The following is a 14982-nucleotide window of genomic DNA, read 5'->3' on the forward strand; positions in this document are numbered from 1 at the left end:
AATGGACACTTAGAACATTAAGGCAGTTTGCCTTATTTTCGGCCCAAAATCGGACGGGGCGGCTGTGCGGACCTTAATTTCCGCAGCAGCCGCCCCCGACCGGAAAAAGTAAGTTCGTCTAACCGGCGTTGAAATACTCTGGCAAAGTGCCTTTCTCTGCCGCAACGCAAAGCCAGTCATAAACAAAACTGCCAACACTGCGGAAGCAGACCAGTTCCATCGTGTCCGGACCGGACAGCCAGAAAGCAACCGCCACCTGACCCAGACGCGAACGGCGGATTTCACCTTGCCTGAAAGCCTCCGGCGACAGATCGGCAGGGCTGCCCTTGGCTATGACCTCGCGCACGCCCGCCCCTTTCAGGGTAAAGCTGGCCCGCGCGTCCGAGACGTTCACCGCCAGAAAATGCTCTCCGGCCAGCGCCTTGTTCAGTTTCGCGACCAGAGCATCTGCGGTGTCATATTCGCAGAACAGCAACAGTTCGTCCGGTGACATCCACGCGACACCGCCTTTTGCCCCCTGCTTCACCTGTCTGGCCTCAGGTAGTGCCAACCCGACGGCTGATTTCACTGCTTTTGCAAGGCTATCGGATGTGAAATCACCACGCAGCGTGACCATCCCGACCAGACCTGCGTCCTTGACCTGCACCGCGCCATCAAAAGAGGCGCCGTTTACAACACTGACTGCATCAGACATTCTGCCGTGCTCCTTCTTTGTCCAGAAATACCGGATCGACGATTTTGGCGTTTATGGTGGTGCCGTCGGTGCGGGCAAACATGATCGTGTCGCCCATGCGTTCAGGCCCGTCCTCGACCAGCCCCATCGCGATGGACCGCTTCAGTGTCGGGGAATAATAGGTCGATGTAATCCGCCCGATCATGTTCTTCACCCCGTTGGCCCGCGTGGTGCCATCCACCGCATAAGCGCCGTCCGGGATCACTACCGAGGGATCTTCGGTTTCAAGCCCCACCAGTCGCCAGCGTTTCGGGTCCACCATATGGGGACGCTGTTGGGCGCGTTTGCCAAGGAAGTCTTCCTTCTTTTTGGAAATCGCCCAGTTCAGCCCCAGATCCTGCGGAATAACAGTACCGTCAGTTTCATCCCCGATCATGATGAAGCCTTTCTCTGCCCGCATCACGTGTAGGGCTTCGGTGCCATATGGGGTGATGCCGAATTCCTTGCCAGCGGCAAGGGCAGCATCCCAGAACGCCTGTCCTTGTGCAGCGGGAACGGCGACCTCGTAGGACAACTCTCCCGAGAAGGAAATCCGGTAGGGCCGTGCCTTGATGCCCGCGATTTCCCCGTCAGCAAAGGCCATGAACGGCAGCGCTTCGGCGCTCAGGTCCATATCGGTGCCCATCTTCTCCAACACCTTGCGGGCGTTGGGGCCGACGATACCGATCTGCGCATATTGCTCGGTCACATTGGCGGTGTAGACCTTCCAGTCCCACCATTCCGTTTGCAGCCATTCTTCCATCCATGCGTGGATGCGATCCGACCCGCCGGATGTGGTGTGACACAGGAAAGTATCCTCATCCAACCGCGCGACAACACCGTCATCAGACAGGAACCCGTTTTCCGAACACATCAGACCATAGCGGCAGCGGCCAACTTTGAGCGTGCTCATCATGTTGGTGTAAAGCATGTCGAGGAACTTGCCCGCGTCCGGCCCTTTGACGATGATCTTGCCAAGGGTCGAGGCATCTAGGATCGACACGCTGTTGCGGGTTTGCAGGATTTCGCGGTTTACCGCTTCTTTCACGCTCTCGCCTGCTTGCTGGTAGCAATAGGGCCGGCGCCAGTCCGCCACAGGTTCCCAGACACCGCCGTTGCTGTCAGTCCAGTCGTGCATCGGCGTGCGCCGCAACACTTTGAACAGACCACCGCGGGCCTCGCCTGCGATAGCGCCCATCGAAATCGGGTGATAGGGCGGACGGAAGGTTGTGGTACCCACCTGCGGAATTTCCGCGTTCAGACTGTCCGCCAGAACCGCCAGACCGTTGATGTTAGAAAGTTTCCCCTGATCGGTCGCCATGCCAAGCGTGGTGTAACGCTTCGTGTGTTCAACGCTTTCATAGCCTTCCTGTGCCGCCAGGCGCACATCCGACACTTTCACGTCGTTCTGATAGTCAAGGAAGGTTTTCATTTGCAGTTTCTTGTTCTGACCCTGAGGCATGGACCAGACCGCAAGGATCGGGCCTTCGGCCTCGGACTCGGCCAGGGGTGCGGCATCGTCTTTGGCGTCAAAACCGGCCTCTGATGCGGCCTGCGCCCCAACGGCGTGACCGTCAGCAATGGCAGCAGCGGCGTCGAGATGGCCGTTGGCGGTACCAGCGACCAGAACAAACCCTTCCCCGTCTGCACCCAATGGCGGGCGGGAAGGATCGGGCCGGAACATGGCCATTTCGCTGTCCCAGTTCAGCTTGCCGCCGCAATGGGACCACAGATGCACCACCGGAGACCAGCCGCCGGACATGGCAACCGCATCACAGTCCAGCTCGTCTGTTTTAGTGCCCTCGCCCGACTGCTTGCACAGTCCAACCGAGGTGACTTTCTTATTGCCATAGACCGAGGAAATCGCGGTTCCGGTTTCAACGCGGATACCCATTGCGCGGGCTTTTTCAACCAGCGGGCCGGTCGCCGTGCTGCGGGCGTCGATCACCGCAGGCACGTCAAGTCCCGCCTCTTTCAGCGCGATGGCGGTGCGATAGGCGTCGTCGTTGTTGGTGGCAACCACCACACCATCCCCGACAGATACGCCGTGGTTGATCATGTAATCGCGCACGGCACCTGCCAGCATCACGCCGGGCACATCGTTGCCCGCAAAGGACAGCGGACGCTCGATCGCGCCGGTTGCGGTCAGAATGCGCTTGGCACGGATCCGCCACAGACGATGGCGCGGCCCTGCAATTTCGGGCGCGTGATCGGTCAGACGCTCGTAGCCGAGCGCATAGCCGTGGTCATAGACCCCTGCCCCCATCGTGCGGGTGCGGATGGTTACGTTTTCCATGCTGTCCAGTGCTGCAACCGTCGCGTCGATCCAGTCCTGTGCCGGCTTGCCTTCAATCGTCACACCGTCCACAGGGGCACGGCCGCCAAAGTGGTTTTCCTGCTCCAGCAGCAGAACTTTGGCACCGGATTTCCCCGCTTGAAGGGCGGCGGCCAGCCCTGCAATCCCGCCGCCAATCACCAGCACATCGCAATGGGCGTAGAAGTATTCATAACGGTCCGCATCCCGCTCCTCGGGATCGGGGGCCGCGCCAAGACCGGCGGCTTTACGGATCACAGGCTCAAACACATGTTTCCATGCGAAAGACGGCGCCATGAAGGTCTTGTAATAAAAACCGGCGGGGAAAAAGCGGGTCATCACGCGGTTCACGCCGCCCACATCAAATTCAAGGCTCGGCCAGTGGTTCTGGGATTTCGCTGTCAGACCGTTGAACAGTTCGGTGGTGGTGGCCCGCTGGTTGGGTTCGTATTTGCCGCCCTGCCCCAAGCCGACCAATGCGTTTGGTTCTTCGGGGCCGGAAGCCACAATGCCCCGTGGCCGGTGGTATTTGAACGACCGCCCGACCAGCATTTCACCATTGGCAAGGAGTGCCGAGGCAAGAGTGTCCCCCTTGAAGCCGTTCAGCCGCTTGCCGTTCCAGTTGAACTCCAGTCGCATGCTGCGATCAATCAGACGGCCGTGGTTTTGCAAACGTGTGCTCATGTTCGAACCTCGCGAGTGTTGCGGGGGCAGAAGCCTCCGGCGGGGATATTGAGGGCCAGAAGAAGGCTCATTTGCTGAATCCTTCAAAGTCAGGGCATTTCTGTTTGATCTTTTCGATCAGTTCAGCCGGTGGCTCTGTGGTTTGGGCCGGATAGGTACCGAAAACTTCCAGAGTGGTCGTGCAACGGGCGGCATGGAACCACTTGCCGCAGCCGTAACTGTGACGCCAGCGTTCAAAATGCACGCCCCGCGCGTTCTTGCGCATAAACAGGTAGTTCTCAAAATCCGCGTCAGAGGATCCGGCGCCAAAACGGGTCAGATGCGCTTCGCCCCCCGCAGACAGTTCGGTCTCGTCCGCAGCAATGCCGCAATTCGGGCAGGTCAGGATCAGCATGGAGTCACTCCTTTACGAATGGACGTGGATTGTGCGCGGGCAGCGGCTGCGTTGGGTTGCTTATCCATTAGTGCGCCACCCCTGCTGCGACGCTTTCGTCGATGAAGCGGCCCTCAATGAAGCGGTCCATGCCAAAGGGCGCGGCCAGTTCCCCCGGCTCGCCCTTGGCGATGGTTTCTGCGAAAGCCCAGCCGGAACCGGGAATAGCCTTGAACCCGCCGGTGCCCCAGCCGCAGTTTATGAACGTGTTGCCAAGGGGCGTTTTACCGATGATCGGAGAGCGGTCCCCCGTCACATCTACAATCCCGCCCCACTGGCGCAGCATTTTAAGGCGTGAAATCATCGGGAAGGTTTCCACCAGCGCGCGGACGGTTTCCTCGATGTGATGGAAGCTGCCGCGCTGTGTGTAGTTGTTGAACCCGTCTGTGCCGCCGCCGATAACCATTTCGCCTTTGTCGGACTGGGACATGTAACCGTGCACGGTATTCGCCATGATCACCACATCCATACAGGGTTTAATGGGCTCGGACACCAAGGCTTGCAGCGCGACGGATTCCAGCGGAATGCGGAAACCGGCCATATCGGCCAGCGCACTGGCGTTGCCCGCAACCACCATGCCGAGTTTCTTACAACCGATCCGGCCCTTGGTGGTTTCAACGCCCGTGACCTTGCCGTTTTCCCGATGCACGCCCGTGACTTCACATTTCTGGATGATGTGCATTCCCATATCCGAACAGGCGCGTGCATAGCCCCAAGCCACAGCATCGTGCCGTGCTGTACCGCCGCGCGGCTGCCAGAGTGCGCCGAGCACCGGATAACGCGGCCCTTTGAGTTCGATGATCGGACAAAGTTCTTTAACCTTTTCAGGACCGATAAATTCAGTTGCGACGCCTTGCAGTGCATTGGCGTGAGCGGTGCGCTGGTATCCGCGGATTTCATGTTCGGTCTGCGCCAGCATCATCACACCGCGCGGGCTGAACATCACGTTATAGTTCAGGTCCTGCGACATGGTTTCATAAAGCGAGCGGGCCTTTTCATAGATCGCCGCCGAAGGGTCCTGCAAATAGTTCGAGCGGATAATCGTAGTGTTCCGCCCCGTGTTGCCTCCGCCAAGCCAGCCCTTTTCGATGATTGCCACATTGGTGATGCCGAAGTTCTTGCCCAGATAATAAGCTGTAGCCAGACCATGCCCGCCCGCGCCGACAATGATCACGTCATATTCGCTCTTGGGCTCTGGTGAGGCCCATGCCCGCTCCCAGCCCGAATGGTATCGGGCGGCTTCACGGGCGATAGCAAAGGCTGAATAGCGTCTCATAGGGTGAACTCCGGTCAGGTGGCGGGGGCTTGGGGCCTGACGAGAGAGGCCCTTTCCTCCGGTTTTGCTGTTTTAGCACATTTGCAGGATTTTACCTGCGACATGTGACACCGATTTTCCGACAATCCGGCATTTTCGCTGCCCTGCGCCATGATCTCGCAGCTTAATGATTTGTGCTTGGGCGGTCTGCAAGGTATTCGGGGCAGGTAATTTGTGAAAGGATGCACGCTCATGTTCTGGCTTGTAACTGCTGGGGTTATTGTCTTGGTGGCTGTGCCAATGGGGCGCGTGATCCTGACACGGCGCGGAACTGTGGCAACCGCAGGCGCGCGGGATATCGGGGTTTACAAGGATCAACTGGCAGAGGTCGAGCGGGATCTTGCCCGCGGGGTGCTCGCCCCTGCCGAAGCCGAGGCCGCGCGCACGGAAGTCGCACGCCGGTTGCTGGCTGCCGACCGTCGGGTGCAATCCGGAACGCCGGACGGCAATTCCGAACGGGGGCCGGCGGCGCTGCCGCTCGGCCTGATCGGGCTGGCCTTGGCGGGATCGGTCTGGCTGTACCTTGAAATCGGGCGTCCCGGAATGCCTGACATGCCGCTTCAGGCGCGGATCGAAGCAGCACAACAGGCACGGGAAAACCGTCCCGACCAGTTGAGCGCCGAGGCCACATCGCCTCCCCTTCCTGTCGAAGTCGATCCGGCCCACGCCGAACTGGTGGAAAAATTGCGCGAAGCGCTGGCGCAAAATCCCGACGATGCCACAGGGCTGCGATTGCTGGTGGACAATGAAGCACGGCTTGGCAATCTGGCCGCCGCACGGGCCGCGCAACAGCAGCTGATGGGCGTGCTCGGGGATCAGGCGAAAGGGTCGGATTACACCGATCTTGGCGAAATCATGATCCTTGCGGCTGGTGGGTATGTATCGCCAGAAGCCGAACAGGCGCTGGTACAGGCGCTGAATGCCAACCCCACCGACCAGCGGGCGCGGTATTATTCCGGCCTGTCGCTTGCTCAAACCGGCCGCCCCGATGTGGCCTACCGGATGTGGATGGGCCTGTTACAGGAAAGCCCGCCGGATGCGCCGTGGGTGCCTCTGATCCGCGGGCAGATCTACGATGTGGCCCGTGCTGCCGGTATTGCACCACCCGATCTGGATGCGCCGGGGCCGGATGCGCAAACGATTGAAGACGCACAGAACCTGAGCGAGGAAGACCGTAATGCAATGATTGCGGGTATGGTTTCAGGCTTGGCAGAGCGGCTGGCGACTGAAGGGGGAACAGCAGCGGAATGGGCACGTCTGATCCGCGCTTACGGCGTGCTTGGCGAAACTGCACAGGCCAGTGCGATCTGGAAAGAGGCGCAAACCACATTTGCCAACAGCCCTGAATCGCTCGATCTGTTGCGCGCTGCGGCACAGGATGCAGAGGTCTCCCAATGAGTAACCCTTATGAAACCGCCGAAGCGTTTCTGGAACAGGTCAGGCCAAATGCACCGCTGCTGGGGCTGGACCTTGGTGATAAGACCATCGGCGTGGCGGTCTCCGATGTTTTCTGGTCCATCTCCACCCCGCGCGACACCATCCGGCGCAAGAAATTCGGGGTTGATGCGACAGCGTTGGAGGCGATCATCGACAGCACCAGTGCGATCGGTCTTGTTCTGGGCCTGCCACGCAACATGGACGGAACCGAAGGCCCCCGCTGCCAGTCCACGCGGGCCTTCGCACGCAATTTTCTGGCCCGCCGCGATCTGCCGATCCTGCTTTGGGACGAGCGTCTTTCAAGCGTTGCCGCTGAACGCGCCCTGATAGAAGCCGATACATCCCGTGCCAAACGGGCCGGATTGATTGACCACGTCGCCGCCGGTTATATCCTGCAAGGCGCACTCGACCGGTTTTCCCATATCCGGAGGGCCGGTTGATGGATGAAGTCTGGAAACGCAACGAGATCGACAGTCCCTGCGTCAAAATCTGCGTCGTCCACCCCGAAGCCCGTCTGTGCATTGGCTGCCACCGGACAATCGACGAAATTGCCCAGTGGTCAAAAATGAGTGACGAAGACCGCACCCGGGTGAAAGCGGAACTGCCGGCGCGCGCGTCCCAACTGCGGGGTAAAAGACGCGGGCGCAAACGGGAATGACCACCCGCCGTCCCTCTTGTTAAACCTTAAGGTGACAAACTGTTAAAATTAACCTAACATTCCACATATTGAGTGCATTGATTAAGGGCATACACTATGCGGTGGGTATATCTGGCCATTTTGGTCATATTGGGCATCGTGTTCCTCAGAACGGATGTGCAGTTGGTGGACCTGATACTGGACACCAACCTGAAGTGGTCCGCTATAGCTTTGATTTTCCTGATCGGGCTGGTGATCGGTCAGATCCTGCGCAACAAACCTTCAAAAGGAAACACGCTGCGCTATGCGGGTTGGGGATTGTTCGTAACCATTTTCCTTGGATTGCTGGAGTATTCGGTAGAATGGCAACGGGAGACCCTACTGGCACGAAACGAGACGATCATCCTGTCAGCCGCCTCTCTGGAAACTGTTTCGCAACATTACATCACCGCGCAAAACGGGCTTTATTCTACACCCGTCTCATTCAATGGGGCGGCGTCCGAAGCCCTGATTGACACTGGTGCGTCGCTGGTGCTGGTCAATTTTAAGACGGCACAGGCGGCTGGTATCGACATGGAAGCGCTGGTGTTTGACACACGGGTCACAACCGCTTCCGGTCCGCTTGATATCGCATTGGTGACGCTAGACGAAGTTCGGGTCGGGGATACGATCCGCGTGCGCAAGGTAGAAGCTGCCGTCACGCCTGAAGGATTACGCCATTCCAATCTGATCGGCAGCAGTTTCCTGTCCAAACTGGATGAAACCGTTGTGCGGAAGGACAAGATGATCCTCACCCAAACGCACCGCTAGTCTGACGACTGGCTTGCGGAAAACCGTGGGGGCCTGATTAGCCGAAATAGACTTTGCGCAGCATGTTAAGCGCAACCAGCAGCAGGAAGAAAGCGAAGACCCGTTTCAGTGGTTTCGGATCCATCGCATGGGCTATCTTTACCCCCAAAGGTGCAGTCAGCAGGGTCATGCAAATGATCAGCAGAAATGCCGGAATATTAACGTAACCAATTGTGTAGGGCGGTAAATTTACCGGATCGGGATGGCCAAGCAGAAAGCCGATAACCGAAGGCACAGCAATGACCAGACCGAAGCCCGCCGCTGTGGCCACTGCACGGTGGATCGGCACACCAAACAAAGTCATCGTCGGCACACCAAAGCTGCCCCCGCCGATCCCCATCAGCACTGACATAAAGCCCATAGTTGCAGACAGCAGGCTTTGGACAATACCGCGTGGCATTTGCTCGCCCAGCCGCCAGTGCGCCTTGCCGAACGCGAGATAGAGACCGATCACGATGCCAAGGCAACCGAATATCACCATCAACTGGGTCGACCGCAAACCGGTCGCGACCAAGACACCGATCACAGCCCCCACAGCAATGCCGGGCGCCCATCCTCGCAAAATGCTCCAGTCCACAGCGCCTTTTTTGTTGTGGGATTGAACCGAGCGTATGGACGTAAAGACGATTGTGGCCAGAGAGGTCGCCAGACAAATCTGCATCAGATGCGCGTTGTCATACCCGAGCCCCGAAAAAGCATAATAGAAGGCCGGCACAAGAATAATGCCGCCCCCCACCCCGAGAAGTCCGGCCAGAACTCCGGCGAAACCGCCGATTCCCATGAGTAGTACGATCATCGGCAGCAGGGTGGACAGTTCGGGCATATTCTCGCTTTCCAGTCAGGTCGACTTTGGATAGCGCCGTTCCTGTCCGGATTAAAGCGTTTTCACGCAGCCGATTGCGTCAGATGCGATAGCGCCTGCTCGACCACCTCCGGTCCGGCCCCCGGCTTGTGGGCCTGCTCGGACAGGGTGCGCCGCCACTGCCGTGCGCCGGCCCGCCCTGCAAACAGCCCCAACATGTGCCGCGTAATCTGGTTAAGCCGCCCGCCTCTGGCAAGGTGATCCTCGATATAGGGCAGCATACCGGCCACGGCATCCTCTGCCGTAGTGTCGGCAACATCTCCGAACACGCGGCGGTCTGCTGTTGCAAGAATATCCGTGGGCGTGTGATAGGCGGCACGCCCGATCATCGCCCCGTCCAGTCCTCGGTTAATATGCTCAAGGGCGGTATCCAGATCCGCAATTCCACCGTTTAGGATGATTTCCAGCTCAGGAAAATCGGCTTTCATCCGGTGCACCAGTTCGTAGTCCAGTGGTGGGATATCTCTATTTTCTTTCGGGCTTAACCCATCAAGCCACGCCATTCTTGCATGAATTGTGAAAGAATTGATTCCCCGCCCTGCGAGAGTATCCAGGAATTCCGGCAGAATTTCTGACGGGATTTGATCATCCACGCCGATGCGGCATTTCACCGTGATCTTGGCGCCGGTAGACGCCTCAATCATGGCCTGCACACAATCGGCCACCAAAGCAGGTTCCTTCATCAAACATGCGCCGAACTTCCCAGACTGGACGCGATCCGACGGGCAACCGACATTCAGGTTCACCTCTCCATAGCCGAAGTCACACCCCACCCGTGTTGCCTGTGCCAGTTGTGCAGGATCAGAGCCCCCCAACTGCAAGGCTACCGGATGCTCTGCCGGATCAAACCCGAGCAAACGATCCACATCCCCGTGAATCACAGCCGGCGCTGTCACCATCTCGGTATAAAGCAGCGTGCGTTTGGACAACAATCTGTGCAAATAACGACAATGCCGGTCCGTCCAATCCATCATCGGAGCCACGGACAGGCGGGACGCTGGGATTACGTTTGCGGTCAGGGTCATACTTGGGATTCCGAAGTTCGTTACTGTTTCTCTGGGCTATTGGCCTGCCCCGGCACTTGGTGCTTTCCCGGGGACTTTTGCACCGAATAGCAGTTTTTTTCGGCGGCTGCATCCCCAAGTGAAGGGCTCTGACTAAACGGAGGGTAACCGCAGGTCACGCAGATTTGTTCCGTACAGTTTATTTTGCGAAAAAAGGGATGCAGGCAAACCCAAACCGCGCTTTCTTTGCGACAGGCTGCAAAACGGGAAGACCGCTTGGCATTCCGACTACACAATTCCGTGAGCTTCCCCCTGGTGGAACCCGATTCCTCTCTTGACCGGTAAAGCGCCCCTGTGTCTAAAAGCAGCAGACAAAAGGAAAATCTGTGCTCGGTCGTATCTTCATCATTCTTGTTGCATTCCAGCTCGTTGTTGCGAGCGCGTTTGCGCATGTATTGCCGATGAGTGAAGATTGCGCTGGGCCTGTAGCAGAGCAAATGCACTGCGAAGGGTCAACCGACCTACAGGACCAAAGCGGCAAACCGGATATGGATTCGCATCACAATACGGCCCCTTCCGGACTGCTTCATTGTGCCAGTGTTACCTGCACCGAGCCAGTGGCCGGTTACCTTTCCCCCGTTCAGGAAATGGACCTTCGGGCTGCAGAACTTTCCCCTGCGGAGCCACGGATGGCCCTGCAATCCGTCATAATTTCGCAATTCCGGCCTCCTCTGGCCTGAATACGCCAGTCCGGCGTTGATTGCCCCGTGACCTGATCAGGCACGTGCAGCAATCCGGTCATTTGTGGCCTGCTTCCATTCGAAGCAAAGGCATATGCGACCCATCCATCCTCCCTTCACTGTTCTGGCAGTGACCTTCTGAATACGGGGCCACCCACGGCCCGCGTCTATGGATAAGACATGAAACACACGAATATTCTGCGGCCTCTGGCCGTCATGCTGGGGCTTGCCCTGAGCATACCCGCGCAAGCGGACACCTATGACATCACTGTAGACAGGATCCGGATTGATACCGGCACCTTCAAAAAGAAAGGGATCGGCTATAACGGCAGCCAGACCCCGACCATCCTGAAGTTTCAGGAAGGCGAAGACGTAGTTATCCGCGTCAAGAACAACCTGCGCGAAAGCACTTCGATTCACTGGCACGGCCTGATCCTGCCGTTCCAGCAGGACGGCGTTCCGGGCATCAGTTTTAACGGCATCAAGCCGGGCGAGACATTCACCTACCGCTTTCCGATCGAGCAGGCAGGCACCTACTGGTTTCACAGCCACTCGGGTTTTCAGGAGCCCGACGGTGCATATGGTGCAATTGTTATTGCACCGAAAGGCGGAGAAGCGGTTCCGACCCAGCGCGATTACGTCGTCCAACTGACGGACAAACATCCCCACAGCGGTTCGCGGATTTTCCGAAATCTCAAAGGCTCGGCGGATTATTATAACCGCGCACAGCGTACAGCGCAGGATCTTATCGAGGATGCAGGTGCCAAAGGTTTGAAAGCCGCACTTCAGGATCGCAAGATGTGGGGTGCAATGCGCATGATGCCCACAGACATAGAGGATGTGCAGGGCTTCACGCCACTGATCAACGGTGAGAGTACTGTTCAGAACTGGACCGGCATCTTCAAACCGGGCGAAAAAGTCCGCCTGCGCCTGATCAATTCGTCAGCCACCACCTACTTTGATGTGCGCGTACCCGGACTGAAAATGACCGTGGTGCAGGCTGACGGTAATGACGTTAAACCGGTTGTGGTAGACGAATTGCGCATCGCAGTGGCCGAAACCTATGACGTGATTGTACAACCGCGCGAGGCGAAAGCCTATTCCATCATCGGTGAGAGCGCAGGGCGTACCGCAATGGTGCGTGGTACTCTGGCCCCGTCCCCCGATCTGGTTGGCCCGTTTTACAAAATGCGCCCCAAACCGCTTTTGACCATGGCCGATATGGGCGGGATGATGTCTGGTATGGACCACTCCGGCATGGACATGTCCGGCAGCGATCATTCCGAAAAGGATATGAGCGGCTTTGATATGTCCGGCATGGATCACTCCGGCCATGACATGAGCGCAATGGATATGTCCGGAATGGACCATTCAGGCATGGACATGGGCGGCGATTTGCCTGTCGTTCCGGCCAAAGGCGCGGCGGGTGCGTCCTTCTACGCTCCGGGAAGCGGGCTTATTCCCACAGCAGCCAACGGTGGCAAGTTTCTGGGCTACGAAGATCTGGCCGCGCGCAAACCGCTTTACCGCGATCGCCCCGCCACGCGAGAGATCGAAATCCGGCTGACCGGCAATATGGAGCGGTACATCTGGTCGATTGACGGCGTGAAGTATGAGGACTCGGACCCAATCCGCCTGCAATACGGCGAACGGGTCCGCTTCAAATTCGTGAATGAAACCATGATGGCACACCCGATGCATCTACACGGCATGTGGACGATCATCGACACCGGAAAAGGCGCCTATGACCCTGTAAAACATACGGTCAGCGTAGCTCCGGGTACGACCCTTTACACAGAAACCGAGGTCGATGCAGCGGGCCAGTGGGCCTTTCACTGCCACCTCTCTTACCACATGGCAGGCGGTATGTTCCGCAAGGTCATCGTCGAAGGCGGCCCTTCCTGATGGGCGCGTATTTCAAGGAAAACAAGATCATGAACAAACTGCTTCTTGGGATGGCTTTCGGGCCTTTGCTGGCATTGCCTTTTGCTTCTGCCGCTGTAGCCGAGGTCGGTGTCTCTCCGACGGTTTGGGGGGTGCGCACCGATAAGCTGGAATACAGGGTTGGTGATGATAACAAATCGCTCGCCTGGGAGCTTCAGGCCTGGGCTGGCAACGACGAACTGCGGCTCGTTTTTCTGAGCGAGGGCGTGAAGATCGAAGGCGGCGATTTTGAAGAGATGGAACACCAGATCCGTCTTCAAAAGCCGGTCACAGATTTCTTTGACGGCTTCGTCGGACTTGCCGCATCAACTCCGGACGGTGTGCCCGAACGCTATTATGGCACCTTCGGCGTTACCGGACTTGCGCCACAATGGTTTGAGGTCGAAGCGGCAGTTTATGTCTCTGATTTCTCCTATGTCGGGGCAGAGGTCGAATACGAAGGTTTGCTGACCAACCGGCTGATCCTGACACCTTCGATTGAACTTAGCGTGCCTCTGGTAGATGACCCCGAGCGCGACACCGCTGCGGGGGGCGCCAGCCTCGGCCTGGGGCTGCGTCTTGGTTACGATCTTATCGGGCGAAATGTCTCTCCCTACATCGGAGTGAACTACGAGCGCGTCTTCGGCGGGACGGCAGACCTGCGTCGCAATTCCGGCGAAGCGACCGAGGAACTGACCGGCGTAATCGGCGTCAACTTCACGTTCTGATTCTACTGTGTCTCCTCCGGTGCAACTACAAAAGCGGTTCGAAGGGGGCACAGCCTTGCAACCTCCACCAACCAAAGGAAATACAATGAAACTCCGAACAATCTTCTCCTCTGCAATCCTTTCTGCCGGCCTTGTCATGGGTGCCGGTGCCGCACTGGCCCATGGCAAAGGCATGATGACCATGCCAGGTAACGGCCAGACTGTCGGCACAGACACCAAGGTGATGCATCTGATGTTCAAGGAACCCATGCAGATCACCACCGTCACCATGAAGTCACCGGACGGAAAGACTTATAAAATCAGTGGTCCGGCCGCGAACAAGGCCGTGAAGACCTGGGAAGGTAAGCTGCCCAAACTTGCCCCCGGCAATTACAAGATCGACTGGCGGGGCATGTCGCCGGACGGTCACCCGATGAATGGCGACTTCGCATTTAAAGTCGCGAATTGATCATGGGCGGAGTTCTTGCCGCACTGGATCCGGTGCAGATCGCTTCGATCCTCGTCAAGGCGGGGATGTATGTCAGTGCCCTGCTCGCGGCGGGCTCCGTCATTAATCTCCAGCTCCTTTCGGAGCTGGACACAGTTGCAAGCCGTCGCCTCAGACGGCTTGCAGCCTACGCTGCGCTGGCAGGCATCGCGTTCAGCACCTTGAACATCCCGCTACGTGCAGCATTCTTTTTCGGTGGGTTTGAAGGTTTCCTTGACCCTGCGATGCTTGAAGTTGCGTTGTCGAGCCCGCTCGGGCGTTCGGTCGGCGTGGCTGTAACGGGCCTTGTCGCTATAACTGTCGTTTTGATTAGCCGGCGCTGGGCCCGTTTCATTGCACTCTTTGGCGTTATACTCGTGGCGTTCAGTTTCGCATTGCGTGGACACGCGACCTCTGATCCGAGGTTGGCCCTATCGACGCTTTTCACCGTTCACATCCTAGCCGCCAGTTTCTGGGTCGGGGGTTTCTTCCCCCTTTATGACATGGCCGGTCGCGGCAATATTGCTGCAGTTCACACCGTAGAACGGTTCGGGCAAGCGGCGCTGGTGATGGTGGGTCTGCTTGTCGGTGCAGGCGCAATTATCCTAGTGATTCTGGCGGGAGACCCGATCGCGGTTCTAACCCAGCCATGGGGCCAGTTTCTGTCGCTGAAACTTGCAGTGGTTGCCCTGCTATTAAGCCTAGCGGCTCTCAACAAGTTAAGACTGACACCTGCGCTGGCGAAAACAGGGAATGGCGCCCCTTTGCGGCGTTCGATCCGGTGGGAGATGGCTGCTTTCGTCGTGATCCTGTTTGTCACCGCTATATTTACTTCAACGGTCGCACCGGGACATATCGGCTGATTAAACACGCCTGAA

General features: G+C 57.9%; 14 protein-coding genes. 8 read left to right on the plus strand and 6 right to left on the minus strand.

Going from position 1 to position 14982, the window contains the following annotated elements:
- Nucleotides 1-118: 118 nt before the first annotated feature.
- The 4 genes from C0U40_RS08065 to C0U40_RS08080 all read right to left on the minus strand — a co-directional run bounded on the left by C0U40_RS08065 (nucleotide 119) and on the right by C0U40_RS08080 (nucleotide 5419).
- On the minus strand, nucleotides 119-694 hold the full coding sequence (locus tag C0U40_RS08065; RefSeq protein WP_101655239.1) for a sarcosine oxidase subunit gamma: 576 nt from the start codon (nucleotides 692-694) through the stop codon (nucleotides 119-121).
- Complete coding sequence (locus C0U40_RS08070; RefSeq protein WP_101655240.1) at nucleotides 687-3710, minus strand: sarcosine oxidase subunit alpha family protein; 3024 nt, start codon at nucleotides 3708-3710, stop codon at nucleotides 687-689. Before C0U40_RS08070 ends, C0U40_RS08065 begins: the two co-directional genes overlap by 8 nt.
- 67 nt (nucleotides 3711-3777) lie before the next feature.
- Nucleotides 3778-4104 carry a sarcosine oxidase subunit delta gene (locus C0U40_RS08075; RefSeq protein WP_101655241.1) on the minus strand — a complete coding sequence of 109 codons (327 nt, stop codon included), beginning with the start codon at nucleotides 4102-4104 and terminating at the stop codon, nucleotides 3778-3780.
- Nucleotides 4105-4171: 67 nt separating this feature from the next.
- The gene (locus tag C0U40_RS08080) at nucleotides 4172-5419 is read right to left on the minus strand and encodes a sarcosine oxidase subunit beta family protein (RefSeq protein WP_101655242.1); all 1248 of its coding nucleotides are present in this window, start codon (nucleotides 5417-5419) and stop codon (nucleotides 4172-4174) included.
- A 231-nt stretch (nucleotides 5420-5650) separates the two neighbouring features.
- On the opposite strand from C0U40_RS08080, the gene ccmI reads away from it, so the two are divergent.
- The 4 genes from ccmI to C0U40_RS08100 all read left to right on the plus strand — a co-directional run bounded on the left by ccmI (nucleotide 5651) and on the right by C0U40_RS08100 (nucleotide 8342).
- Nucleotides 5651-6856: a c-type cytochrome biogenesis protein CcmI gene (gene ccmI, locus C0U40_RS08085; RefSeq protein WP_101655243.1), complete on the plus strand. Its 1206-nt coding sequence runs from the start codon at nucleotides 5651-5653 to the stop codon at nucleotides 6854-6856.
- Nucleotides 6853-7335 carry a Holliday junction resolvase RuvX gene (ruvX, locus tag C0U40_RS08090; RefSeq protein WP_101655244.1) on the plus strand — a complete coding sequence of 161 codons (483 nt, stop codon included), beginning with the start codon at nucleotides 6853-6855 and terminating at the stop codon, nucleotides 7333-7335. The genes ccmI and ruvX overlap by 4 nt, the downstream gene beginning before the upstream one ends.
- Nucleotides 7332-7553, plus strand: coding sequence for a DUF1289 domain-containing protein (locus tag C0U40_RS08095; protein WP_101655245.1), 222 nt, complete (start codon nucleotides 7332-7334; stop codon nucleotides 7551-7553). Before ruvX ends, C0U40_RS08095 begins: the two co-directional genes overlap by 4 nt.
- Nucleotides 7554-7649: 96 nt before the next feature.
- The gene (locus C0U40_RS08100) at nucleotides 7650-8342 is read left to right on the plus strand and encodes a retropepsin-like aspartic protease family protein (protein WP_101655246.1); all 693 of its coding nucleotides are present in this window, start codon (nucleotides 7650-7652) and stop codon (nucleotides 8340-8342) included.
- Between the two features lie 37 nt (nucleotides 8343-8379).
- Here the strand turns inward: C0U40_RS08100 and C0U40_RS08105 are convergent, their stop codons facing one another.
- Both C0U40_RS08105 and dusA read right to left on the minus strand, forming a co-directional pair.
- Nucleotides 8380-9204: a sulfite exporter TauE/SafE family protein gene (locus tag C0U40_RS08105; RefSeq protein ID WP_101655247.1), complete on the minus strand. Its 825-nt coding sequence runs from the start codon at nucleotides 9202-9204 to the stop codon at nucleotides 8380-8382.
- A gap of 62 nt (nucleotides 9205-9266) precedes the next feature.
- Nucleotides 9267-10268, minus strand: coding sequence for a tRNA dihydrouridine(20/20a) synthase DusA (gene dusA / locus C0U40_RS08110; RefSeq protein WP_101655248.1), 1002 nt, complete (start codon nucleotides 10266-10268; stop codon nucleotides 9267-9269).
- Between the two features lie 899 nt (nucleotides 10269-11167).
- Here dusA and C0U40_RS08120 point away from each other — a divergent pair.
- From C0U40_RS08120 to C0U40_RS08135, 4 genes are all read left to right on the plus strand, one after another.
- Nucleotides 11168-12892 carry a copper resistance system multicopper oxidase gene (locus tag C0U40_RS08120; RefSeq protein ID WP_101655250.1) on the plus strand — a complete coding sequence of 575 codons (1725 nt, stop codon included), beginning with the start codon at nucleotides 11168-11170 and terminating at the stop codon, nucleotides 12890-12892.
- Nucleotides 12893-12921: 29 nt separating this feature from the next.
- Nucleotides 12922-13638, plus strand: a complete 717-nt coding sequence (locus C0U40_RS08125) for a copper resistance protein B (RefSeq protein ID WP_286134850.1) — start codon at nucleotides 12922-12924, stop codon at nucleotides 13636-13638.
- 85 nt (nucleotides 13639-13723) lie between these two features.
- Nucleotides 13724-14086 (plus strand): copper resistance CopC family protein, encoded by a 363-nt coding sequence (locus C0U40_RS08130; RefSeq protein WP_101655252.1) that lies wholly within the window; start codon nucleotides 13724-13726, stop codon nucleotides 14084-14086.
- Between the two features lie 2 nt (nucleotides 14087-14088).
- Nucleotides 14089-14967, plus strand: coding sequence for a copper resistance D family protein (locus C0U40_RS08135; protein WP_101655253.1), 879 nt, complete (start codon nucleotides 14089-14091; stop codon nucleotides 14965-14967).
- Nucleotides 14968-14982 lie beyond the last annotated feature (15 nt).

It is taken from the genome of Neptunicoccus cionae (assembly GCF_002860325.1).
Classification (GTDB): domain Bacteria; phylum Pseudomonadota; class Alphaproteobacteria; order Rhodobacterales; family Rhodobacteraceae; genus Amylibacter; species Amylibacter lutimaris.